Genomic DNA, 23042 nt, shown 5'->3' on the forward strand with positions numbered 1-23042 from the left:
TTAAATATGGCACGTAAACAACGTTTTCGTGAAGAAGAAGAAGCAGCGGTTGACATGACGCCAATGCTTGACATCGTATTTATCATGCTTATTTTCTTTATCGTAACTACATCGTTCGTTAAAGAGGCTGGTATCGAAGTCAATAAACCTAAAGCAGCTGCAGCTACGAAGCAAAAAAATGCAAACATTTTTGTTGCTATCCGCGCTGACGGTGCGATCTGGATTGATAAACAACAAGTAGACGTTGAGCGTGTATCAGCTAAACTTGAAAGTTTATTAGCAGAACAACCTACTGAAGTTGTAATTTTGCAAGCTGATAAAGAAGCAAAACACGGCGTAGTAGTTAAAGTTATGGACCAGATCAAAGCGACGGGTGATAACCTTAAAATTTCAATAGCTGGAGATCAGTAATGATTCGTTTTCTGTTTTCACTGATTGCAGGTGGGGCAGTTACTTTCGGCTTGTTCTACTTCATGGCGTACCTCATCTCCGGTGGAGCTGACCGTGCGACTGAACAAAAAGAACAGATCGTAGTCGAAATTATGACGAATCCGCCTGAATCTAAGGTGCAGGAGAGGAAGCGTGTTCCGCCTCCGCCTCCGCCACCGCCAAAGCAGCCGCCTAAGCCGCAGCCGCCTCAGCCGGAAAACAGCAACCCGAACACTGGTGGTTTGTCATTTAATATGCCAAGCATCGATGTGGGTAGCACAGCTGGTGGCCTAAGTGGTCCAGGTGCATTTGGACGTGATGGTGACGCGACACCTATCGTTCGTATTGAACCAAAATACCCTACGCAAGCAGCGCGTGATGGTAAAGAAGGTTGGGTACAACTTTCATTCACTATCAATGAAGTGGGTGGTGTAGAAGATGTTGAAGTGATCGACGCAGATCCTAAACGTATCTTCGACCGCGAAGCTAAACGTGCGCTACGTAAGTGGAAATACCGTCCGAAAATCATCGATGGTAAACCACAGAAGCAATTTGGTCTTCAAGTACAATTAGACTTTAAACTTAACCAAGGCAACTAAGGAGGCGAGTAATGAGAAATTTATCTAAAGTAACTGCACTTGCGCTTCTTATGTCTCTATCAGGTGTAGCTTTCACTGCACCTGCTTTAGCGGCGCCAGATTACGCGAAGATTGAAGCGCGTAAAAAAGCAAAAACTAAAGTTATGGGCGAGCGCGTTGGTAAGAAAGTTATTAAAGCGTTTGACTTGTACAATGAAGATAAGCTTGATGAAGCGATTGCACTACTTAAAGAAATTGATCCTTCAGATGATTTCGATAAGGCAACAGTTGATCGTTACTTAGGTCAAATGTACGCTCAAAAAGAGCAGTACCAATTGGCTATTAAGCACATCTCAGCGGCAGTTAAACCTGACGTTTTAAACTTTGCTGACCAAGAGCAAGGCTTAAAACTTCTAGGTGATATGTACGCGGGTACTGAGCAATATGCAAAAGCAAAAGAAGCTTATGCATCTTGGATGGACTTCACAGGTGAGGAAGACGACAAAGTTTATACACGTATTGCGCAAGCAAACTACGAGTTAAAACTTTACAAAGACGTACTTCCTGCTGCAGACAAAGCAATCGAATTGGCAAAAGAACCTGCTAAAGCTTCTTACCAATTAAAGCTAGCTGCCTATTTTGAACTTAAACAGTACAAAAACATGGTAGAAGTAGCTGAAGAGATTGTTCGTGTTTGGCCTGAAGACAAAAAAGCCTGGGTTGGTTTAGGTAAATACTACCTACAAACCGAAGACTTCAAGAAAGGTCTAGCGACCATGGAAGTTGCCTACAAAAATGGCTATTTTGAAAACGAAGTTGAATACAAAGTACTCTCTAACTTCTATTCGTTAAATGATATTCCTTACAAAGCAGCAGTCGTGCTTGAAAAGGCAATCAACGAAGAAAAAGTTAAGCGTAACAAGCAAAATATCAGTGCAGTGGCATCTAACTACCACCGTTCTAAAGATATTGAAAAAGCAGCTAAATACTATGAAGAAGCGGCTAAATTTGATGACGATGCAGAGCTTTATCGCAAAGCTGGTTCATTACTTTTACAATCGCAAAACTATAGTGCAGCCGTTGTTCGTTTGAACAAGGCATTAGAGCTAGGTTCTGACAAAAAAGGAACTATCTACTCTGATTTAGCTGAAGCTTACTACTACCAAGAGAAGTACAAGCAAGCTTACAACGCTATCACTAAAGCAATGGATGATCCGCGCACGCGTCGTTTCGCGAAGAGCTGGTCAACCTTCATCAAAGATAAAGCCGCTCGTAACGGTGTAAAAATCTAATTGATGTTGTTTTAAACTAAAAAGCCCCTCTGGGGCTTTTTTTATGGAATTTTAAAATGCTAAGACAGATCGTATTATTAGTTGTCGCAAGTGTGATGCTGATAGCTTGCTCTGAGCAAACATCAGGTTTCAAAACGTTTAGTGAAGGGCAGCAAGCGCTGCAAACTATTAATAATTTATTATCGACTCAAGAACAGCAAAGTGAAGCTGCTAGCTGGCCTTTCTCAGAAAGTTATTTGCAAGCGCGTCATCAAGCTTATCAAGGACTAAAAGCGACTAAGTTAGATGTGTCACAACAGGCGCAATTAAATTATTTAATTATTGCTGAGCGTTATCCTGAGCGTTACTTTGTATGGCCTGTACAACGTGATGTTATTAGCCAAGCTCGTTCATTAGATGACTACTCAGAAAATGCACTAGCTAACTGGCTAGAGTTAGTTGAAACACAGTTAATTGCAGCTGAGCAAAGCAATCTGAAATTAAATAAAATCGAATTAACGCTTTTACATAATATGGTCAAATCGTACCTTGATAATAGCGATGACAGTGTACAAGCAGCACTAAACAAACTTAATCAATATTTAACTCAGTATAAACCGCGTACAAAACTTGGTTTAGTTGGTTTGGCAAACGGTAAAGATTGGTATCAAAGTAAACTTAATTACTTTAGTGGTGAAACTAAGCCACCTTTAAATTGGTTAAGTGAGATACAGGCTTCGTTAAAGCAATCGCAGAGTGCAGATTTTGTATTACCTGTATCAGACTCTCACGCTAAACCATTAGTAATGAATTATTTTGTAGAAAATCATCAGCGCACAGGCCTTGATTGGCAACTTGATTATCTCGACCCGCTCAAAAGTAAGCGTAAATTAACACAAGGCGAGCAATACTTTTGGCAAGTTATGATGGAAACTGACTTAGGTATTCATTATCACACGTGGAGTGAACAGCAAGCACGTGTTAACTTGATGAAGCGTTTAGGTGTAGATCAGCAGCAAGCTGATTGGTTAATTGAGGATATCGTGCTTTATCCTGCGATGAGTTTTATTTTTATAAATTAGTACAGCGCTGCGCTCTATGGAGCGCAACGTCGACAGCGTTGGCTTGCAGGATCTGCAAGTAAACGTTCGTCATCAATTTTTTCTTCACAATCACAGCAATAGCCATACTGCCCAATATCGATTTGGCATAGTGCTGCTTCTAACTTTTCTATTCGAGCAATCAATATTTGATACTCAGAACCGAGATTATTTGCTGTCAGCTCTAACCAGTCTGAAGGGGGATTATCCTTGAGTTGCGATAGCAGTTGCTGATGATAGGCTTGATCAGAATTAGCCAGCATATCGAGTAAACGTTGTCTAACCTGCGCAAGTTCCGCAGATAACTTTGTTTGAATTTCAGTATTGTTCATCGCTTTTCTTCCAAGTGGGCAATACTAGTATTATCAAACAAAATCGATTGGCTAATTATGATTTGTATCAATACTCGGCGCTTTCGCGTACTTTCTTAGTACATCTGCAACTTCATCTTTGGCTTTTAAGCGGCGGATCTCATCAAAAAGTGCGTTAGCTTGTGGGTATTGGCGTTTTAAATAGCCGAGCCACTGTTTAGTACGAGAAGCAAAATACTTTTCACATTTGCTCTCGTCTTGATGCATAGATGAATGAATAATGTGGTATATCACATGCTCCCATAACATCGGAGTGTAATGCTCGTTTTCTGCATGAGATTTTATTTGTTTTGCTAAATCAGGCATCGCTAATGCACCACGACCAAGCATTAGGTCTTGGCAATGACTGCGCTTTTGACAAAGCATGGCATCTTCAACTTGCCAAATTTCGCCGTTAGCAACGACCGAAATATTTTTATCTTTGATCAATGGGGGGATTTTTTCCCAATATGCCGGTGGGTTGTAACCATCTCTTTTAGTTCTGGCATGAATAGCAAGACTTGAAGCACCCGCGCTAACAACAGCATCAACAATTTCTTGGCTATTACTATCATCATCAAAACCAAGCCTAATTTTGGCACTAACTTCATGGCAAGGATCAACAGCATCACGTACGGCTTTAATAATTTCGTACATGTGCTCAGGGTCTTTTAACAGTACCGCACCACCTTTACTTTTGTTCACTGTTTTAGCAGGGCAACCAAAATTTAAGTCGATGCCATGGGAGCCTAGGCGTATTGCTTTAACAGCATTTGCTGCCAAAGCATCGGCAACTTGACCTAGCAACTGAATACGCACTGGCGTACCTGCACGGGTATAGCCACCTGTTTTTAGCTCAGGACAATAGCGATGAAACACGCGTTCGGGCAGTGTGTCTTCAACGACACGAACAAACTCTGTTACGCATAAATCAAATCCACCTAAATCAGTTAGGAGTTGTCGCATTTTAAAATCCACAACGCCTTCCATCGGTGCTAAAACTAGTCGCATGATACCTGTTAACTCATCAAAAATTAGGACGCGTATTCTAGCTGTTCTGGATTGTTTTATAAATCGTAATTTGCATTCTTGGCACTTTCAGAAAATAATTATAAAAATTTTGAAAGTAATTTTTAGTTCTCGGGTCTTGTTTAATAACCCTTTATAAAAAAGAGAGTCATCGAATGAACACAGTTAAGAAAAATTCAATTGCATTAACATTAGGTGCGGTTGTAGTAGGTGCGTCAAGTTTTGCTGCCACAGATGCCAGTGCAAATCCATTTGAATTTCAGCAAATGCAAGCAGGCTATCAACTAGATGCCGCAGAAGGTAAATGTGGTGAAGGTAAATGTGGCGGCGATAAAAAAGCTGAAAAAGAAGGCAAATGTGGCGAAGGTAAATGCGGCGCAGACAAAAAAGCAGCTAAAGAAGGCAAGTGCGGCGAAGGTAAATGCGGCGCAGACAAAAAAGCTGCTAAAGAAGGCAAGTGCGGTGAAGGTAAATGCGGCGCAGACAAAAAAGCAGCTAAAGAAGGTAAGTGCGGCGAAGGTAAATGTGGCGCAGACAAAAAAGCGGCTAAAGAAGGCAAGTTCGGCGAAGGTAAATGTGGCGCAGACAAAAAGAAAGCTAAAGAAGGTAAGTGTGGCGAAGGTAAATGTGGTTCTAACCACTAAACGCTCATTTAGCTTTTAAAAGGGCCGTAAAGGCCCTTTTTAGTAGGAGGTAGTATGTTAAAAGAATCAGTAGCTGATTTTGGGCAGGTTGGTTTAGGTTTGCGCCGAGAAATGCTTGATGAAATGCTCATTGATGTTCCAAAACCCATTGAGTTTTTAGAAGTTGCACCAGAAAATTGGCTCAAACTAGGCGGGCGTTTTGGAAAACAATTTAAACAGCTTACCGAACAACATGCCTTTGTATGCCATGGTTTATCGTTATCGATTGGCTCACCTGCAGCGCTTGATATTGACTTTGTGCAATCGCTAAAAACTTTCTTTAAAGAGCATAATATTCGTTTATTCAGCGAACACTTAAGCTACTGCTCGGGCGAAGGGCATATGTACGATTTAATGCCTATTCCTTTTACTGAAGATGCAATTAAACATGTGGCCTCTCGTATTAGGCAAGTACAAGATATTCTAGAGCAGCCAATTGCCATCGAAAATGTCTCTTACTATGGCGCGCCCGGCCAGCAAATGACAGAACTTGAATTTACCAATGCTGTTTTAGAAGAAGCGGATTGTAAACTACTGCTCGACGTGAATAACATTTACGTTAATTCGATTAATCATGGTTACGACGCAGAGCAATTCCTAGCTGCGTTACCAACAAAACGTATTGCCTATGGGCATGTTGCGGGCCACTACACTGAGGCAGAGGATTTACTGGTTGATACCCATGGTGCGCCAGTTATCGATCCTGTTTGGCAATTACTTGAAAAAGCTTATGAAGTTCATGGGGTATTTCCCACTTTGTTAGAACGAGATTTTAATATCCCTCCTATGAGTGAGTTATTAGCTGAACTGAAAACCATTGAAGCACTACAGCAAACAGCCAACAAACAAAACCAAGCAAGGGTGAAACACAGTGCCTAATCATTTTATGCAAGTGCAGCAAGCGTTTATGGCACATATCCGCGACCCTCAGCAACATGCTAAGCCTAGTGATGTTGAAGAGCGTCGGATGGCGATTTACCGAGACTTATTTTTTAACAATGTGGATGGCTTTGTTAGCTCTGCGTATCCAGTACTAAAAAGTTTATATTCAGAGCAAGCTTGGCACAGACTCGTTAGGCAGTTTTTTAGCCAGCATGATTGTAAATCACCTTATTTTTTAGATATTGCAGGGGAGTTTTTGGCCTTTCTTGCTAATGACTATGAAATGCAAAGCGATGATCCTGCGTTTATGTTAGAGCTAGCGCACTATGAATGGGTTGAGCTTGATGTATCGGTTGCTCAAGAGGTGGCAGAAGAAGTGAGCTTATCGGCTCATCAAGTGACAAGCTCTGCATTATTCTTAAGTTCACTTGCGCGTAACTTGAGTTACAGTTTTCCTGTTCATACCATCAGTGCAGATAATCAACCAAGTGAACCGGCAGCACAACCAAGTTACTTTGTGGTTTATCGTGATAGCGATGACGAAGTACAATTTTTATCGACAAATGCGATGACCGCATTACTTCTTAATATCATAGAATCTCAGTGGGGTGCAGATTTAAATGATGTATGCCAAGCAGTTGCAGAGCATGCGCCTCAATTTAGCCAAGAGCAGCTGTATCAGGGAGCGCTCAATACCTTAAGCGCCATGGCAGAGCGCGGCATTGTGGTGACTAATACATTGGTTTAAAAATCGGCTAAAGCTCTTTATTGATGAGGGCAGTTCGACTATTATGTGCGCCTTATTTTGTCGTGCTTAAATAAAGGTAGTAACTATGTCGAATGATAAAGACTTTAAAGATCCGTTCAATGCAACTTATTTCATTGCGTTTTTAGCTGTATTCGGTGGCATTGGCTGTCTAAACGCTATTCTTGGTTGGATCACTTCTTTATCTTAATCTGCGTAAGCAAATTTAAGACAATAGGCTGCATAATGCAGCCTTTTTTATAGTTGATATTTCTTGTTAAGTGATTAATTTCGAAACTTGCTACCGACTTTCCACTAAGGTGATGTTATACTCTCGAGCTTTGTTAGATAAACTTTTTGAGCAGTATAATTATGACTCAAGCAACTTCAACGCTCATCAAACAGAGCATTGCAACGATCGCTGATTACCCAAAGCCGGGCATTATGTTCCGTGACGTAACAACTTTAATGGCTAATGCTGACGCATTTAAAGCAACTATCGACAGCTTTATCGCAGCATATAAAGACCAAGGTTTTACAAAAATCATCGGTACTGAATCTCGTGGCTTTATCTTTGGTGCACCACTTTCTTATGCACTAGGTATTCCATTCATTCCAGTTCGTAAACCAGGCAAACTTCCTCGCGAAGTGATTTCACAAAGTTACCAATTAGAGTATGGTGAAGATATTCTTGAGCTTCATACAGACGCAATTGTCCCTGGCGATAAAGTGTTACTGGTAGATGACTTACTAGCGACAGGTGGCACAATCGAAGCAACTGCAAAATTAGTTGCTAAACTAGGCGGTAACGCAACTGATGCAGCATTTGTTGTTTCTTTACCTGAGCTTGGTGGTGAACAACGAGTTGCTGATATGGGCATCAAAATCTTAAAGTTGGTTGAATTCGAAGGCGAATAATTAATGAGTTATCAGGTTCTGGCAAGGAAATGGCGACCACAAACCTTTCACGAGTTAGTGGGGCAGTCTCATGTTAAACAGGCATTGGTTAATGCATTAACACAAAATAGACTCCATCATGCTTATCTCTTTACTGGAACCCGTGGGGTGGGTAAAACAACCATCGCACGTATATTCGCTAAAAGCCTCAACTGCGATAAGGGTATCTCTGCTGAGCCATGCGGCCAATGTTCAAGTTGTACTGACATCGAAGCAGGTCGTTATATTGATTTATTAGAAATCGATGCGGCATCACGCACCAAAGTAGAAGATACCCGCGAAATCCTTGATAACGTTCAATACGCACCAACACGTGGTCGTTACAAGGTATACCTAATCGATGAAGTTCACATGCTGTCAAAGCACAGTTTCAATGCATTACTTAAAACATTGGAAGAGCCCCCAGAGCATGTGAAGTTTTTATTAGCGACAACCGATCCGCAAAAACTGCCAGTGACGATTTTATCGCGTTGCTTACAGTTTAATTTAAATGCTTTGTCGCAATCAGAAATTCATGATCAGCTTGCCCATGTTCTTAATCAAGAACAGCTAAGTTTTGATGATAAATCATTGTCTATTTTAGCTAAGGCAGCCGATGGTAGTATGCGTGATGCTCTGAGTCTTACAGACCAAGCAATTGCGCAAACCAATGGCAATATTAATCATCAGGCTGTGCAAACTATGCTTGGTTTGATGGATACTCAATATAGCCAAACCATGTTAGCAGCGTTGCTGTGTCAAGATGGCGATGCGTTACTTCAAGAAGTAAAAGCCGTCGTTAGCCGAAACCCTAACTTTGTAGCCTTACTCGACGATTTAATTGCCCTGACGCATCTTATTCAGCTTGTGCAACTTGTGCCTAGTGCAGCGGCACTTGATGATACTAACCGAGATTTTATTGAGCAGGTGGCACAAACCACTGATGCACAGCAGATGCAGGTTTACTACCAATTGCTATTAAATGGAAAAAAAGATTTGCAATGGGCACCCGATGCTAAACTTGGTTTTGAAATGATCATGTTGCGACTGCTTGCATTCCAGCCTACGCAATTTGCACAAAGCCAAACACCAACGAATACCCAGCAACAGGTTAAGCCAAGTGGTGCCGGTGCACTGCGTGATATATTGAAAAAATCAACGGCGCAACGTGAACAAGCAGCTTCAGAGCAAGCACCAGTTGCACATAGCTCTGCACAGACAACTGCTGTTCCTTCAGAGCCTCAGCCAACACAAGCTGAACCTGTTGAAGCAGAACCTAATCAAGCTGCCAAGACAGAGACGGCGCATAGTCATCAGCCTGCCCAGCAAGTTGAAGCAACTGCAGTAGCACAGCCTGATGCTGGTCAACAGCCTCAGCAACCTGTTGAAACTGCAATGGCCGCTGAAGTTCAACCAGCGTCTCAACAGCAAGAGCAAAGCCACTCAGAGCAAGTTCCAGCAGCTGAGTACTCATCACCAGAGTATTCTTCGCAAGATTACATGGACGATCATGATGCAGAAATGGACTCATCGCTTGCTGCGCAATACGATGATGTGATGAATAGCGCCTATGATCAGGGCTTTACTGCCAATGAAGCATCTGCGCCTCAGCAACAGCAAACAGCACCTGCACAATTACAACAGCAGCAAAGTCAGGCGCAGTCGGCCATTGCTCGTATTTTACAAGACCGCAATATTTCAGGTGCCGGGCGTTTAAGTGGTGCGGCAACGCACACTAATGCTAAAGCAGAACCACAGCCTGAAGCTAAGCCCAAAGCAGAGCCGCGAGCGCAACAGAGCACAGCCACGACCAATATTCAGCCTCAGCAGCAAGCAATGGCTGCTGAAGTAAAAAAGCCCATCCCCCAGCAAACGGGGGAGAGCAGTAGTAAAGTAAAAAAAGTCGACTTTCGAGAAAAGCATCAAACAATCACCGAAAACTTAGCGCCAGAGTTACTTGAGCAGATCAATCCACAAAAAGCGCCAGAGCCAGTAGTTGAAGAAGCCAGTATTCCGATACCTGATGATTTTGAAAGCCCGATCAGCAGTATTAAATTTGCACACGAACAAGACGAATGGGCGTATTTAATTAAACGCATGGGACTGGGTGGTCGCATGCGCCAATTTGCGCTGCATTCAATTTTTACCAAGCAGAATAATCAGCTGCACATTGAAGTTGATTCATCACAGCGCCATTTAGATAGCGCTGTGCTTAGACAAAAGCTCAATGCCGCATTAAGTGAAATTTACGGCCATAATGTTGAGCTTAGTATCGAGTTTGCTGATGGCGTAATTGATTCACCGTATTTGATTCAACAAAAAATTGATGCGGGACGTCATCAACAAGCGATTGATGTAATAAATAGCGATGAGAATATAGTGCAATTTCAGCAGTTATTTAGCGCTATAATCGATGAAAACAGTATTCAGGCATTGTAATTAGTTACAATAGCCCTTATCTTCATGCCAATTAAAGTAGTTTAGAAAGAGAGACAGTTATGTTTAAAGGTGGAATGGGTAACATGATGAAGCAAGCGCAGCAAATGCAAGAGCGCATGCAAAAAGCCCAAGAAGAAATCGCAAACCTTGAAGTTGTAGGTGAAGCAGGTGCAGGCCTAGTTAAAGTAACTATGCTTGGTAACCACAATGTTCGTCGTGTTGAATTAGATGACAGCCTAATGGAAGACGACAAAGACATGATCGAAGATTTATTAGCGGCAGCGTGTAACGATGCTGTACGTCGTGTTGCTGAAGAAACTCAAGAGCGCATGAGCAAAGTAACTGGCGGTATGCAATTACCACCAGGTATGAAAATGCCATTCTAAGTGATTTTGTATGCAACTATCTCCTAGTTTAACACAGCTAATTGAAGCGCTACGATGTCAGCCGGGCATAGGTCCTAAGTCGGCACAGCGCATTGCTTTTCATTTGCTTGAGCGTGACCGTCAGGGTGGTAAACAGCTTGGTCATGCATTAACCAAGGCAATGGATGAAGTAGGGCACTGTCAATCTTGTCGTACTTTTACAGAGCAAGCTGTATGCGATATTTGTTCAAGTGTTAAACGCCAAGATAGTGGTTTATTGTGTGTGGTAGAATCACCAACCGATGTACTCGCTATTGAGCAAACTGGTCAATACCAAGGTCTTTACTTTGTTTTAATGGGTCACTTGTCGCCAATTGATGGCATAGGACCAAAAGAAATTGGCCTTGATATTCTTGAAAGCAAGTTGCAACAAGGCGGCATTAATGAGGTGATCCTCGCAACTAATCCAAGTGTTGAAGGTGAAACCACTGCCCACTACATTGCTGAGCTTTGTCATAAGTATCAGGTTGGTGCATCTCGTATTGCTCACGGTGTCCCTGTTGGTGGTGAGCTCGACTTACTCGATGGTATGACATTGATGCACGCATTTAGCGGACGACGCGCCGTAAACCAAAACTAATACCGAAAATGGTATCAAAAGCCTGCTTTAAGCAGGCTTTTTTATGTATAGCTCCCCAATTTAGCCGTAAATTTAATTTTTTGTCTTGAAGTTCAAAAAGCCTGCCCCATATAAAGAGTCATAGTGCAGATTAGACACTTTGTTAATTGGAGATTTACACAATGACTGCAGCACAAAAAGAAACATTAGGCTTTCAAACAGAAGTCAAACAACTATTAAACCTGATGATTCACTCTCTTTACTCTAATAAAGAGATTTTCCTACGTGAGCTTGTATCAAACGCGTCAGATGCGGCAGATAAATTACGTTTCCTTGCGCTTTCTAATGGCGATTTATACGAAAACGATGCAGATTTGAAAGTCCGTATCAGTGCCGATAAAGAAGCAAACACGGTCACCATTACTGATAATGGTATTGGTATGAGCCGTGAAGATGTGATCAATTCACTAGGTACGATTGCCAAATCAGGCACCGCAGAATTTTTCCAGAACCTAACTGGTGATCAAAGCAAAGATTCACAATTGATTGGTCAATTTGGTGTTGGTTTTTACTCAGCATTTATCGTTGCTGACAAAGTAACAGTGCGTACTCGTAAAGCAGGTGAAAGCCAAGGTATTGAATGGCAATCTGCAGGCGAAGGTGAGTACACATTACAAGAGATTGATAAACCATCACGTGGTACCGAAATTATTCTTCACCTTCGTGAAGACGAAACAGAGTTTGCTGATGAGTTCCGTTTACGTAGCATCGTCACTAAATATTCAGACCATATTTCTATTCCAGTAGAAATGTATAAAGCAGAAGTACCTGAATCTGAGGGTCCTGACGGCGAGAAAATTCCAGCACAGCCAGGCGAGTGGGAAGGTATTAACCGCGCAACAGCGCTTTGGACTCGCGATAAGTCAGAAGTAACAGACGAAGAGTACAAAGAGTTTTATAAGCATATTGGTCATGATTGGGAAGAGCCACTAAGCTGGGCACATAACAAGGTTGAAGGTAAAACAGAATACACTAGCTTGTTATACATCCCGAAAAAAGCACCTTTCGATTTATGGAACCGTGAGCGTCAATCTGGTTTAAAACTGTATGTGCAACGCGTTTTCATTATGGATGACGCTGAGCAGTTCATGCCAAGCTATTTACGTTTTGTGAAAGGTTTACTTGATTCAAACGACTTACCACTTAACGTGTCACGTGAAATCTTACAAGACAACAAAGTAACGCAAGCAATCCGTAAAGGTTGTACATCGCGCGTACTTAAAATGCTTGAGCGTATGGCGAAAAACCGCGAAGAAGATTACCAATCTTTCTGGAATGAGTTCGGTCAGGTGTTAAAAGAAGGCCCAGCTGAAGATGCGGCTAACAAAGAAGCCATTGCTAAGCTATTGCGTTTCTCTTCTACACATACAGATGAGAGCACACAAAATGTATCGCTTGAGCAATATATTGAGCGTATGAAGCCAGAGCAAGACAAAATCTACTATGTAGTTGCTGATTCATTCGCTGCAGCGAAGAACTCTCCACATTTAGAGATCTTCCGTAAGAAGGGTATCGAAGTATTGCTTCTAAGCGACCGTGTTGATGAGTGGATGATGAGCTACTTAACAGAGTTCAACGAAAAATCATTCCAGTCAATTACCCGTGGTGACTTAGATTTAGGCAACATGGATGACGAAGAAACGAAAAAAGCGCAAGAAGAGTCAGAAAAAGAAGTTGCTGGCCTAGTCGAGCGCATTAAAACAGCACTAGGTGATAACGTTAAAGACGTACGCTTTACGCACCGTCTAACAGACTCACCAGCTTGTGTTGTTGCTGATGAGCATGATATGAGCTCGCAAATGCAAAAGTTAATGGAATCAGTTGGTCAAACAGTGCCTGAGCAAAAGCCAATTTTTGAGCTTAACCCAGAGCATCAGCTTGTTAAACACTTAAATGTTGAACAAGATGAAGACAAGTTTGCCCAGTGGTCACAAGTGCTTCTAGATCAAGCATTACTGGCTGAGCGCGGTACGTTAAAAGACCCTGCAGGCTTTGTAACTCGTTTGAACAAACTTATGCTAGATTTAAGCAAATAAGCGTTTTAGCGCAATGAGTTGGAAAAGGGAGCAAGGCTCCCTTTTTTATTGCCGCTAATATAGGCAATTGGTATAAGTTACTTGAGGTATAGCCTTAGTTGTGGAAGAATTCAGGCTCTAAAAACAAAACTCCACTGATCGACCATTTTTAAGATTAGTATCACACAGAGGACAATGATATGCGCATTATTCTTTTGGGCGCGCCGGGTGCAGGTAAAGGTACTCAAGCTCAGTTTTTGATGGACAAATACGGTATTCCACAAATTTCTACGGGCGATATGCTGCGTGCAGCAATCAAAGAAGGTACACCACTTGGTCTTGAAGCTAAAAAAGTAATGGATGCAGGTCAATTAGTATCTGACGAAATTATTATCGGTCTAGTTAAAGAGCGCATTGCTAAGCCAGATTGCGAAAAAGGTTTCTTGCTAGATGGTTTCCCTCGTACTATTCCTCAAGCAGATGCAATGAAAGAGAATGGCGTGGTAGTTGATCACGTTATCGAATTTGACGTTGCTGATGAAATCATCGTTGAGCGTATGGGCGGCCGTCGCGTACACCCTGGCTCTGGTCGTGTTTATCACGTTGTTTATAATCCACCTAAAGTTGATGGCAAAGATGACATCACAGGTGAAGACCTAATCATTCGTGATGACGACACTGAAGAAACAGTACGTAAGCGTTTAGGTATTTACCACGACCAAACTAAACCATTAGTTGATTACTACCAAGCTGAAGCGAAAGCAGGCAACACTCAGTACCACAAATTAGACGGTACTCAAGCTGTTGAAGCTGTTAGCCAACAACTTGGTGAGCTTTTAGGTTAATAGCCTAATTGTTGACATAAAAAAACCGCCTCTGGGCGGTTTTTTTATGTCTGTCTCACTGCAAGTAAAAATTGCGCTTTACAGTTTCTTTAATGCCGCAATAGCGCCGTCGTAATCAGGCTCTTTTGAAAGGTTATCGACAAGCTGCTTGTAAACGATGTTATGTTCTTTATCGAGCACAAATACGGCGCGGGTTAACAAGCCCATATCTTTGATAATCAAACCATAGTTCTTACCAAAGTCACGCCATACTGAGTCAGATAAAGTCACTACTTTGTCTATATTCTCCGCTTTACAAAAACGCTTCTGTGCGAACGGTAAGTCTGCGCTTAAGGTTAGCATCGCCACACTTGGGTATTCTGAAGCTACTTTTTCATTAAAGTGTTTGGTTTGAATACTACATACACCGGTGTCTAAACTTGGCACAACGCTTAAAAGCACGGCTTGGCCTTGATAGTTGTCTAGTGTGACTGGCGTAAAGCTGCCATCTACTACTTTAAAATTAGGCGCTTTTTGACCAACTTCAACACCTTGTCCTAGTAAAGTGACTGGCTTAGACTGGGCAGAAACCTTACCAGCATCTAAACTATTTTCTGATAAATCACCTGCATAACTAAACGTGCACACTGCACTTAATGCAAATATAAGTGGACGTAACATAATAAGATTCCTTCAAATTAACGCATTTAACATCAGTGTATTATACTCATGAGGTGGCTCCAAGGATTAGTACAATTTAAAATTGTAAATAACCAGTAGTTTGATTAACATGTGTTCGTGACCCTATTTTTTATATATAAAAATAAGAATAAAGTTGCTAGGCTAATTTGCGTCTAGTTAAAAAATACGGATTTAGAGAGAGAGTATGTCAACATCGGTATTAGTTTGTGATGATTCAAAGTTAGCTCGTCGACAATTAGCACGCTCTTTACCTGATGATTGGGATATTAAAGTTGAGTTTGCTGAAGACGGTGTTCATTGTATTGAGCAAATCAAGAAAATTCAGCCTGAAATACTGTTTCTCGATTTAAACATGCCTGAAATGGATGGCTACGAAGTACTTCAAGCTATTCAAGAACAAGACCTTCATGTTCTCACCGTGGTTGTGTCTGGTGATATTCAGCCTAACGCTCACCAACGTGTGCTTGAGTTAGGCGCTATCGACTTTATTCAAAAACCTTGCTCTGCAGAAAAGCTTGCTAATATCATCGAGCACCATGGCATTAAAGATAAAGCCATGCGTGAGCGCCTTGCTAATAAGCTAGGTGAGCAAGTTGACCCTGATGTACGTGACATCTATCAAGAGCTCACAAACGTGGCTATGGGGCAAGCAGGGGACTTATTAGCGCGTCTTCTTAATGTATTCGTAAAGCTTCCTATTCCTAATGTAAATGTATTAGAGGTAAATGAGCTCGATATGGCTTTACGCTCGATTGATGCGAATGCCACTACATCTGGTGTGTGCCAAGGTTTTATCGGTGGTGGTGTATCTGGTGAAGCCTTATTGCTATTAAATGATTCAAGTTTTAAAGAAATTGCGTCACTTATGAATTACGAAGGTGAGCTTAACGATAAAGTTGAGCTTGAGCTGCTGATGGATGTCAGCAACATTCTAATTGGCGCGATTTTAACTGGGCTTTCTAAACAGCTCGATATGCGTTTTAGCCAAGGTCATCCTGTGGTGCTAGGACAGCATTGTGATGTGACCGACTTAGTAAAAGCCAATAAATCTCGCTGGCAACGAACGCTGGCGATTGAGATCAGCTATGGCATCGAAAATCATAATATTAACTGTGATTTGATGTTGCTGTTCACCGAGGACTCATTAAAAACCCTTAAGTACAAAGTAGCTTATTTATTAGAAGACTAAACTATGCCTGCAGCCGATTTTAATATGAATGAACTCCATTGGTTAATGGATATGTTTAATACCGTTGATGTAGGCCTAGTGGTGCTCGATAGAGACTACAAAGTATGCATCTGGAATGGATTTATGGAAAACCATTCCGGCTTATTGCCAAGCGCGGTAAAAGATAAAGACCTGTTTGACTTATTTCCATCAATTGATGAAAAATGGTTTCGCAGCAAATCTGAGTCTGTGTTCATTCTAAATAATCGCTCGTTTACTATTTGGGAGCAGCAGCCGTATATTTTCCGTTTTAAAAATTACCGTCCGATTACCGGTAAAGCGGATCATATGTATCAAAATGCCACTTTTATTCCGCTGACGACCACCACAGGTGAAGTATCGCATATCTGTATCATTATCTATGATGTAACCGATGAAGCGGTGAATAAAAAAGAGCTAGAAGAAGCCAACAGTAAGCTTGAACAAATGAGCCGTACCGATGCACTTACTAAGCTTACTAACCGTGGTTATTGGGAAGAAAAGCTACGCAAAGAATACATGCGCATAGTGCGTAGTGGCGGGTGCAGCACCTTGTTAATGTTTGATATTGACCACTTTAAAAAGGTGAATGATGAGCATGGCCATCGCGGCGGTGATGAGGCGCTGCGTCATATTGCAGACTTACTGCGTAAAACTCTACGTGAAACAGACTTAGCAGGTCGCTATGGCGGTGAAGAGTTTGCGGTAACCTTGCTTGATACTGATCATCAAGGTGCACATATCTTTGCTGAGCGACTAAGAACACTGATTGAGAACTCATCAATTTACTTTGATGGCAAACAAATTCAACTGACGGTCAGTATTGGTTTTGCGTGCTTCGACGAGAAGTTTGATCGCTACGAAAAGTGGGTTGAGGCAGCCGATAAAGCCTTATATCACTCAAAAGAAAACGGCCGTAACAAGATCACAGCTTATACAGATTTATAAACAAACAAGGGGCAAATAAGCCCCTTTTTTATAACAATCCGATTAAGTTTGCGGGTTAAACCCCAAGTGGCGGAAGAACAAGAATATCTGTTTTAAGTAGCTTCATGACTTTTTCAGCGGTATTACCAATTAGATGACCTTTAATACCTGTATTACCCACCGACCCCATAATTACTAAGTCTGCATTTAATTTAGCTGCAACACTTGGGATCACTTGCTCAACCACACCGGCTTTGATTTTAAGCTTGTCTTTTAAGTCGTGCGCTTCGATTAAGGTACGCTGGGCTACGGGTAGCTTTTCAAAGGCGTTAATCACTTGCTCATCTGAAAATACAATACCTAAATCACGTAAAAACGGTGATACATGTACGGTATAACAAGCATAAAACTCGCTGTCGTAGTCTTTTGCATAGGCTAAGCCTGCTTTGATAATTGCTTCGTTTAAACAGTATTTAGTCGCCTTCTCACTGCCTAAATCAAGGGCTGCCAGTACATTGGTATTGTTACGCCACTTGTTATCGGCAGCCAAATAAAGCGGCAGTGGGCTGAAGCGAATAAGCTGCCAGTCTAGCTCTGTAAATTGCGTTTCTTCGTCGATGTGGCGAGTTTTAATCACCATTTCATAATCTGACGTATCAAGCTCATTGGCTAGCCATTGAACTGGACTTTCATGCCACAGGGTTTGCAAAGTATAGCTACCATCATCTAAATGTTCACTGATAATTGGACCAAGTGCTGCACGGACTTTAGCGAGCTCTTTGTCTTGAATAGCGAGCGCTTCATCAGGTGGAATAGAGAATAAAATGTTATTGGTGTCTTCGTAGCTAAAAGCAACAATATCAATATGCTTCACGCCTTTGGCTTTTTGCTTTGCATGCAATATAGACGTTTTAGCATCGGCTGTAGAGTCGATGATCACCAGTATTTTTTTATTCATTTTTGGCTACTCTGTTGTGTGTCGGGTATCACTGCTTGGGCATTCACCCAATAATGAAACTTCACCTGTTGCGGTTTCTTGTTCCAGTTTTACCTTAAAGCCCCATAGCCTGTAAAGGTGTTTTAACACTTCATCTTTGGATTTAGCTAACGGAATATTGTTATGCGGTACATAACGCAGAGTAAGTGAACGATCTCCTCTGATATCAACATTATACACTTGAATATTTGGTTCGTGGTTACTTAAGTTGTATTGTGCCGACAGGGTTTCACGAACCTGGTGATAGCCCATTTCATCATGGATGGCGCCGACATTGAGGGTCGGCTCTTTTTCATGATCAATAATGGTAAACAACTTAAAATCACGAATAATTTTTGGTGATAAAAACTGGCTAATAAAGCTCTCGTCTTTAAAGTTTTGCATTGCAAAGTGCAGGGTTTCTAACCAATCACTGCCGGCATACTCCGGAAACCATTTCTTGTCTTCTTCTGTTGGATTTTCACAAATACGGCGAATATCAACCATCATGTTAAAGCCAAGAGCATAGGGGTTGATCCCTGAATAATAGTTGCTGTTATAGGGCGGTTGATACACCACATTGGTGTGACTTTGTAAAAACTCGAGCATAAAGGCATCGGTGAGCTTACCTTCGTCGTACAGGTGGTTCAAAATAGTGTAATGCCAAAACGTAGCCCAGCCCTCATTCATCACTTGAGTTTGTTTTTGTGGGTAAAAATATTGCGAAATTTTACGCACAATACGAATAATTTCTCGTTGCCATGACTCTAGCAGAGGTGCATTTTTTTCGATGAAGTACAAAATATTTTCTTGTGGCTCTTCTGGAAAACGACGCTCACGTTTTTTCGACTCTTGCTGCGAAGTAGGGATTGTGCGCCACAACTCGTTGACTTGCGATTGTAGGTAGTCTTCACGTTCTTGTTGGCGTTTTTGTTCTTCAAAAAGTGAAATACGTTGCGGGCGTTTGTATCGGTCGACACCATAGTTCATTAACGCATGGCATGAATCAATCAGGTTTTCGACCTCGGTAATACCGTATTTTTCTTCGCACTTGGCAATGTAATTTTTGGCAAATAATAAGTAATCGATAATTGAGCTGGCATCAGTCCAGGTTTTGAATAAGTAATTGCCTTTAAAAAATGAGTTGTGACCATAGCAGGCGTGGGCCATTACCAAGGCTTGCATAGGCAGTGTGTTTTCTTCCATTAAATAGGCAATACACGGGTCTGAGTTAATAACTATTTCATAAGCAAGGCCCATTTGCCCACGTTTATAGTTTTGCTCTGTTTGAATGAATTTTTTACCATACGACCAGTGGCTGTAGCCAATCGGCATACCCACACTCGAATAGGCATCCATCATTTGTTCAGCAGTGATCACCTCAATTTGATTCGGGTAGGTATCGAGTTTATAAATTTTCGCTACCCGTTCAATTTCAGTTTGATACTCTGTTAATAGATCAAATGTCCAATCAGGACCGTCGCTAATACGTTTATCGGCCATACTTTACCTCACTGGCAAGGCTATGCGGCGCCTTGCTGCTGACGATTCTTTTTAAATAATTCACGGAAAATAGGGTAAATGTCCTCAACGCCACGAATGTGTTGCATGGCAAAATTGTCGTGGGTTTGCACTATTGATTGATACTCTCGCCATAAACTTTGATGAGCACGAGCGGTAATTTCGATATAGGCGTAATAGCGCACCGCCTTTAACAGTTTATTACGTAAAATTTCGCCACAGTTTGGCGAGTCATCAGCCCAGTTATCACCATCAGAGGCTTGCGCTGCGTAAATATTCCACTCTTCAGGGTTATAACGTTCAGCGATGATTTCGTTCATCAGTTTTAATGCACTTGATACTATGGTGCCACCGGTTTCTTGAGAGTAGAAAAACTCTTGCTCATCGACTTCTTTTGCTTGGGTATGATGGCGAATATAGACAACCTCTATATTTTTGTAGCTACGAGTTAAAAATTGATAAAGCAGAATATAAAAGCGTTTTGCCATGTCTTTTGTTGCTTGATCCATCGAGCCAGACACATCCATTAAACAAAACATGACAGCTTTGCTTGTTGGGTGTGGTTGCTTTTCATAATTACGAAAACGTAAGTCGTAATTATCAATAAAAGGCACTGCTTTAATGCGGTTTTGCAACTCCTCAATTTGTCGTTCAAGTAAAGCAATTGCCGCCTTGTCTGGCTGCTCTTCAGCTTGTAGCAGAGCGAGCTGACCCTCAAGCTCTGCAAGGTGACGTTTTTTGCCTGCAGTCATTGCCACTCTTCGAGCAAGCGAGCCTTGCAATGAGCGAACAATATCAATATTGCTTGGCATGCCGTCGTTACAAAAACCAGCGCGATGGGTTTTCATTTGCACCAGTTTATCGAGCTGGTTTTGCTGCAGGTTAGGCAGTTCAAGATCTTCGAACAGTAAATCTAAGTATTCATCTTTTGAAATAGAAAATACAAAGTCGTCTTGTCCTTCACCAGAGTCACTGGCTTCACCTTCGCCGCTACCACCACCTTGACCGCCTCCTTGCGGGCGCTTGATTTTGTCGCCCGTAGAGAATTGGTCATTGCCTGGGTGGATCTGTTCACGGTCGCCACCACGTCCTTGATGAAAAATAGGCTCACTGATATCACGCTGCGGAATAGAGATACTCTCGCCGCTGGTGGTATCGGTTACGCTGCGCTTATTAATGGCATCAGATACCGCTTCTTTAATCTGTTTTTTATAACGCCTGATGAACCGTTGACGATTCAAGGTACTTTTGTTTTTTCCATTCAGGCGTCGGTCAATAAAATGCGCCATAACAACCCCCTTAAAACAAACGTTTTTTACTGCGATTTTCTAACGCGTAAATACCATTCAGAAAGTAAACGTACTTGTTTTTGGGTATAGCCTTTCTCAACCATACGATTGACAAAGTCTTCGTGTTTTTTCTGATCTTCAGCCGAGGTTTTCGCATTGAAGGAAATAACCGGCAGCAGATCTTCGGTATTTGAGAACATTTTCTTCTCAATAACTGTGCGAAGTTTTTCGTAGCTGGTCCAAAGCGGATTCTTGCCTTGGTTGTGGGCACGCGCCCGCAGTACGAAATTAACTATCTCATTACGGAAATCTTTAGGGTTTGAAATACCCGCAGGTTTTTCAATCTTCTCAAGCTCTGCGTTAAGCGCAGCACGGTCAAATAACTGGCCGGTATCTGGGTCACGGTATTCTTGATCTTGGATCCAAAAATCTGCATAAGTGACGTAGCGGTCAAAGATGTTTTGCCCATATTCTGAGTACGATTCTAAATAGGCTGTTTGTAACTCTTTCCCGATAAACTCTACATACTGAGGAATGAGGTATCCTTTCAAGTGGCTTAAGTAACGCTCTTCAACATCGGCGGTAAATTGCTCTCGCTCAATTTGCTGTTCAAGAACATAGAATAAGTGCACTGGGTTGGCTGCCACTTCAGTGGTATCGAAGTTAAATACCCGCGATAGAATCTTAAACGCAAAGCGGGTAGAAAGCCCGGTCATGCCTTCATCAACACCCGCGTAATCGCGGTATTCTTGATACGACTTCGCTTTCGGATCAGTATCTTTTAAGCTTTCGCCGTCATAGACCCGCATTTTTGAATAAATACTTGAGTTTTCTGGCTCTTTAATGCGCGAAAGAGTGGTAAATTGTGCCAGTGTTTTTAATGTGCCCGGTGCACAAGGTGCATCATGTAATTCACTGTTTTCAAGAAGTTTGTTGTAAATTTTAACTTCTTCAGAAACACGTAAACAATAAGGCACTTTGACGATGTAAACACGGTCTAAAAATGCTTCATTGTTTTTGTTGTTTTTAAATGTTTGCCACTCAGATTCATTTGAGTGAGCTAAAATCATACCATTAAACGGCAGGGCACTAATGCCTTCTGTACCGTTATAATTACCTTCTTGCGTTGCTGTAAGTAGTGGGTGTAGCACCTTGATTGGCGCTTTAAACATTTCCACAAACTCCATTAAACCTTGGTTTGCTAAACAAAGTGCACCTGAGTAGGCATAGGCATCAGGGTCATTTTGTGCAAAGTGCTCAAGCTGGCGAATATCGACCTTACCCACTAACGCTGAAATGTCTTGATTGTTTTCATCGCCGGGCTCGGTTTTCGCAATCGCGACTTGATTTAAAATAGATGGGAAGCGCTTAACCACTCTAAATTGGCTAATATCACCGTTAAATTCACTTAAACGTTTTGCGGCCCACGGTGACATCACTGTTTTTAAATAACGCGGTTTAATGCCGTATTCTTTTTCTAAAAGTTCAGCGTCTTCATTTGGGTCAAATAACGCTAAAGGGTGGTCGTTAACAGGCGAGCCTTTGATTGAGTAAATAGGTACCTGCTGCATTAAGTATTTTAGCTTTTCAGCAATTGATGATTTACCGCCACCTACCGGGCCAAGTAAATACAGTACTTGCTTACATTCTTCTAAGCCTTGCGCAGCATGTTTTAAATAAGAGACGATTTGTTCAATGGCATCTTCCATACCATAAAAATCGTGAAATGCAGGGTAGCGTGCGACTACGCGATTAGAAAACAGCCTGCTTAAACGCGCATCGGTTGATGTGTCGATAATCTCCGGCTCACCGATGGCCATTAATAGCCGCTCAGGTGCGCTGGCATAAGCTGATTTATCCTTCTTACAGATCTCGAGAAATTCCTCAATACTGTATTCTTCTTCTTGCGCTGCTTCGTATCGTGATTGGTAATGCTCAAAAATACTCATAGAGACCTCCGAAAACCCGCTAAAATGACGTGTAATTAGATTAAGAGAAAAGCAAAGGCTAATTAAAGCTTAGTCACGATTTTGAATTTTTGCGCAAGAAAATTAAGAATTTAATTGAAAAAAGCTCATCTTGATTACGCTTTTTG

At 41.7% G+C, this 23042-nt stretch carries 23 protein-coding genes; 16 read left to right on the forward strand and 7 right to left on the reverse strand.

Annotated features, from left to right (window positions below):
* The first annotated feature begins 6 nt into the window (after positions 1–6).
* The 4 genes from HUS62_RS07700 to HUS62_RS07715 are packed head-to-tail and all read left to right on the forward strand — an operon-like array spanning position 7 to position 3360.
* The gene (locus HUS62_RS07700; RefSeq protein WP_054551557.1) at positions 7–411 is read left to right on the forward strand and encodes a biopolymer transporter ExbD; all 405 of its coding nucleotides are present in this window, start codon (positions 7–9) and stop codon (positions 409–411) included.
* Entirely contained in the window at positions 411–1028 is a 618-nt protein-coding gene (locus tag HUS62_RS07705; RefSeq protein ID WP_054551556.1) for an energy transducer TonB, read from the forward strand. The genes HUS62_RS07700 and HUS62_RS07705 overlap by 1 nt, the downstream gene beginning before the upstream one ends.
* A gap of 11 nt (positions 1029–1039) precedes the next feature.
* Positions 1040–2299: a tetratricopeptide repeat protein gene (locus HUS62_RS07710; protein WP_175079071.1), complete on the forward strand. Its 1260-nt coding sequence runs from the start codon at positions 1040–1042 to the stop codon at positions 2297–2299.
* A 56-nt stretch (positions 2300–2355) separates the two neighbouring features.
* Positions 2356–3360, forward strand: a complete 1005-nt coding sequence (locus HUS62_RS07715) for a hypothetical protein (protein WP_175079072.1) — start codon at positions 2356–2358, stop codon at positions 3358–3360.
* Between the two features lie 14 nt (positions 3361–3374).
* Here the strand turns inward: HUS62_RS07715 and HUS62_RS07720 are convergent, their stop codons facing one another.
* Together HUS62_RS07720 and HUS62_RS07725 are read right to left on the reverse strand one after the other, a co-directional pair.
* Entirely contained in the window at positions 3375–3710 is a 336-nt protein-coding gene (locus HUS62_RS07720; RefSeq protein WP_054561739.1) for a TraR/DksA C4-type zinc finger protein, read from the reverse strand.
* 51 nt (positions 3711–3761) lie between these two features.
* A complete protein-coding gene (locus HUS62_RS07725) occupies positions 3762–4739 on the reverse strand; it encodes a tRNA-dihydrouridine synthase (RefSeq protein ID WP_062564203.1) in 978 nt (325 codons plus the stop codon).
* 173 nt (positions 4740–4912) lie between these two features.
* Here HUS62_RS07725 and HUS62_RS07730 point away from each other — a divergent pair, with 173 nt between their 5' ends.
* From HUS62_RS07730 to adk, 10 genes are all read left to right on the forward strand, one after another.
* Positions 4913–5401, forward strand: coding sequence for a hypothetical protein (locus HUS62_RS07730; protein ID WP_175079073.1), 489 nt, complete (start codon positions 4913–4915; stop codon positions 5399–5401).
* A 54-nt stretch (positions 5402–5455) separates the two neighbouring features.
* A complete protein-coding gene (locus tag HUS62_RS07735; RefSeq protein WP_054561736.1) occupies positions 5456–6319 on the forward strand; it encodes a DUF692 domain-containing protein in 864 nt (287 codons plus the stop codon).
* Positions 6320–6326: 7 nt separating this feature from the next.
* Complete coding sequence (locus HUS62_RS07740) at positions 6327–7070, forward strand: DUF2063 domain-containing protein (RefSeq protein ID WP_175079101.1); 744 nt, start codon at positions 6327–6329, stop codon at positions 7068–7070.
* 85 nt (positions 7071–7155) lie between these two features.
* Entirely contained in the window at positions 7156–7278 is a 123-nt protein-coding gene (locus tag HUS62_RS23080; protein ID WP_254907726.1) for a hypothetical protein, read from the forward strand.
* Between the two features lie 161 nt (positions 7279–7439).
* The gene (gene apt, locus HUS62_RS07745; RefSeq protein WP_054551549.1) at positions 7440–7985 is read left to right on the forward strand and encodes an adenine phosphoribosyltransferase; all 546 of its coding nucleotides are present in this window, start codon (positions 7440–7442) and stop codon (positions 7983–7985) included.
* Positions 7986–7988: 3 nt separating this feature from the next.
* Complete coding sequence (gene dnaX / locus HUS62_RS07750; RefSeq protein WP_175079074.1) at positions 7989–10442, forward strand: DNA polymerase III subunit gamma/tau; 2454 nt, start codon at positions 7989–7991, stop codon at positions 10440–10442.
* 59 nt (positions 10443–10501) lie between these two features.
* The gene (locus HUS62_RS07755; protein ID WP_054551547.1) at positions 10502–10828 is read left to right on the forward strand and encodes a YbaB/EbfC family nucleoid-associated protein; all 327 of its coding nucleotides are present in this window, start codon (positions 10502–10504) and stop codon (positions 10826–10828) included.
* 10 nt (positions 10829–10838) lie between these two features.
* Positions 10839–11447, forward strand: coding sequence for a recombination mediator RecR (recR, locus tag HUS62_RS07760; RefSeq protein ID WP_054551546.1), 609 nt, complete (start codon positions 10839–10841; stop codon positions 11445–11447).
* 161 nt (positions 11448–11608) lie between these two features.
* Positions 11609–13522 carry a molecular chaperone HtpG gene (gene htpG, locus HUS62_RS07765; RefSeq protein ID WP_175079075.1) on the forward strand — a complete coding sequence of 638 codons (1914 nt, stop codon included), beginning with the start codon at positions 11609–11611 and terminating at the stop codon, positions 13520–13522.
* A gap of 179 nt (positions 13523–13701) precedes the next feature.
* A complete protein-coding gene (adk, locus tag HUS62_RS07770) occupies positions 13702–14346 on the forward strand; it encodes an adenylate kinase (RefSeq protein ID WP_036967590.1) in 645 nt (214 codons plus the stop codon).
* A 78-nt stretch (positions 14347–14424) separates the two neighbouring features.
* Here adk and tpx read toward each other — a convergent pair whose 3' ends face one another.
* Positions 14425–15006 carry a thiol peroxidase gene (tpx, locus tag HUS62_RS07775; RefSeq protein ID WP_062564138.1) on the reverse strand — a complete coding sequence of 194 codons (582 nt, stop codon included), beginning with the start codon at positions 15004–15006 and terminating at the stop codon, positions 14425–14427.
* 205 nt (positions 15007–15211) lie between these two features.
* Between tpx and HUS62_RS07780 the strand changes: the two genes are divergently transcribed.
* Together HUS62_RS07780 and HUS62_RS07785 are read left to right on the forward strand one after the other, a co-directional pair.
* Positions 15212–16216 carry a response regulator gene (locus HUS62_RS07780; RefSeq protein ID WP_175079076.1) on the forward strand — a complete coding sequence of 335 codons (1005 nt, stop codon included), beginning with the start codon at positions 15212–15214 and terminating at the stop codon, positions 16214–16216.
* A gap of 3 nt (positions 16217–16219) precedes the next feature.
* Positions 16220–17182, forward strand: coding sequence for a diguanylate cyclase (locus HUS62_RS07785; RefSeq protein ID WP_175079077.1), 963 nt, complete (start codon positions 16220–16222; stop codon positions 17180–17182).
* Between the two features lie 55 nt (positions 17183–17237).
* Here HUS62_RS07785 and HUS62_RS07790 read toward each other — a convergent pair whose 3' ends face one another.
* From HUS62_RS07790 to HUS62_RS07805, 4 genes are read right to left on the reverse strand one after another with little or no spacing between them, the layout of a single operon-like run.
* Complete coding sequence (locus HUS62_RS07790; protein ID WP_175079078.1) at positions 17238–18119, reverse strand: universal stress protein; 882 nt, start codon at positions 18117–18119, stop codon at positions 17238–17240.
* A gap of 6 nt (positions 18120–18125) precedes the next feature.
* The gene (locus HUS62_RS07795) at positions 18126–19640 is read right to left on the reverse strand and encodes a SpoVR family protein (RefSeq protein ID WP_054561728.1); all 1515 of its coding nucleotides are present in this window, start codon (positions 19638–19640) and stop codon (positions 18126–18128) included.
* A 20-nt stretch (positions 19641–19660) separates the two neighbouring features.
* The gene (locus tag HUS62_RS07800) at positions 19661–20947 is read right to left on the reverse strand and encodes a YeaH/YhbH family protein (protein ID WP_130167088.1); all 1287 of its coding nucleotides are present in this window, start codon (positions 20945–20947) and stop codon (positions 19661–19663) included.
* 26 nt (positions 20948–20973) lie between these two features.
* On the reverse strand, positions 20974–22896 hold the full coding sequence (locus HUS62_RS07805) for a PrkA family serine protein kinase (protein ID WP_054551538.1): 1923 nt from the start codon (positions 22894–22896) through the stop codon (positions 20974–20976).
* Positions 22897–23042 lie beyond the last annotated feature (146 nt).

This window comes from Pseudoalteromonas sp. 0303 (genome assembly GCF_013349995.1).
Lineage (GTDB): Bacteria > Pseudomonadota > Gammaproteobacteria > Enterobacterales > Alteromonadaceae > Pseudoalteromonas.

Excerpts from the sequence above, each read along its gene's own strand:
- HUS62_RS07700 (WP_054551557.1), top strand. The coding sequence starts at position 7 with ATGGCACGTAAACAACGTTTTCGTGAAGAAGAAGAAGCAGCGGTTGAC.
- HUS62_RS07705 (WP_054551556.1), top strand. The coding sequence starts at position 411 with ATGATTCGTTTTCTGTTTTCACTGATTGCAGGTGGGGCAGTTACTTTC.
- HUS62_RS07710 (WP_175079071.1), top strand. The coding sequence starts at position 1,040 with ATGAGAAATTTATCTAAAGTAACTGCACTTGCGCTTCTTATGTCTCTA.
- HUS62_RS07715 (WP_175079072.1), top strand. The coding sequence starts at position 2,356 with ATGCTAAGACAGATCGTATTATTAGTTGTCGCAAGTGTGATGCTGATA.
- HUS62_RS07720 (WP_054561739.1), bottom strand. The coding sequence starts at position 3,710 with ATGAACAATACTGAAATTCAAACAAAGTTATCTGCGGAACTTGCGCAG.
- HUS62_RS07725 (WP_062564203.1), bottom strand. The coding sequence starts at position 4,739 with ATGCGACTAGTTTTAGCACCGATGGAAGGCGTTGTGGATTTTAAAATG.
- HUS62_RS07730 (WP_175079073.1), top strand. The coding sequence starts at position 4,913 with ATGAACACAGTTAAGAAAAATTCAATTGCATTAACATTAGGTGCGGTT.
- HUS62_RS07735 (WP_054561736.1), top strand. The coding sequence starts at position 5,456 with ATGTTAAAAGAATCAGTAGCTGATTTTGGGCAGGTTGGTTTAGGTTTG.
- HUS62_RS07740 (WP_175079101.1), top strand. The coding sequence starts at position 6,327 with ATGCAAGTGCAGCAAGCGTTTATGGCACATATCCGCGACCCTCAGCAA.
- HUS62_RS23080 (WP_254907726.1), top strand. The coding sequence starts at position 7,156 with ATGTCGAATGATAAAGACTTTAAAGATCCGTTCAATGCAACTTATTTC.
- apt (WP_054551549.1), top strand. The coding sequence starts at position 7,440 with ATGACTCAAGCAACTTCAACGCTCATCAAACAGAGCATTGCAACGATC.
- dnaX (WP_175079074.1), top strand. The coding sequence starts at position 7,989 with ATGAGTTATCAGGTTCTGGCAAGGAAATGGCGACCACAAACCTTTCAC.
- HUS62_RS07755 (WP_054551547.1), top strand. The coding sequence starts at position 10,502 with ATGTTTAAAGGTGGAATGGGTAACATGATGAAGCAAGCGCAGCAAATG.
- recR (WP_054551546.1), top strand. The coding sequence starts at position 10,839 with ATGCAACTATCTCCTAGTTTAACACAGCTAATTGAAGCGCTACGATGT.
- htpG (WP_175079075.1), top strand. The coding sequence starts at position 11,609 with ATGACTGCAGCACAAAAAGAAACATTAGGCTTTCAAACAGAAGTCAAA.
- adk (WP_036967590.1), top strand. The coding sequence starts at position 13,702 with ATGCGCATTATTCTTTTGGGCGCGCCGGGTGCAGGTAAAGGTACTCAA.
- tpx (WP_062564138.1), bottom strand. The coding sequence starts at position 15,006 with ATGTTACGTCCACTTATATTTGCATTAAGTGCAGTGTGCACGTTTAGT.
- HUS62_RS07780 (WP_175079076.1), top strand. The coding sequence starts at position 15,212 with ATGTCAACATCGGTATTAGTTTGTGATGATTCAAAGTTAGCTCGTCGA.
- HUS62_RS07785 (WP_175079077.1), top strand. The coding sequence starts at position 16,220 with ATGCCTGCAGCCGATTTTAATATGAATGAACTCCATTGGTTAATGGAT.
- HUS62_RS07790 (WP_175079078.1), bottom strand. The coding sequence starts at position 18,119 with ATGAATAAAAAAATACTGGTGATCATCGACTCTACAGCCGATGCTAAA.
- HUS62_RS07795 (WP_054561728.1), bottom strand. The coding sequence starts at position 19,640 with ATGGCCGATAAACGTATTAGCGACGGTCCTGATTGGACATTTGATCTA.
- HUS62_RS07800 (WP_130167088.1), bottom strand. The coding sequence starts at position 20,947 with ATGGCGCATTTTATTGACCGACGCCTGAATGGAAAAAACAAAAGTACC.
- HUS62_RS07805 (WP_054551538.1), bottom strand. The coding sequence starts at position 22,896 with ATGAGTATTTTTGAGCATTACCAATCACGATACGAAGCAGCGCAAGAA.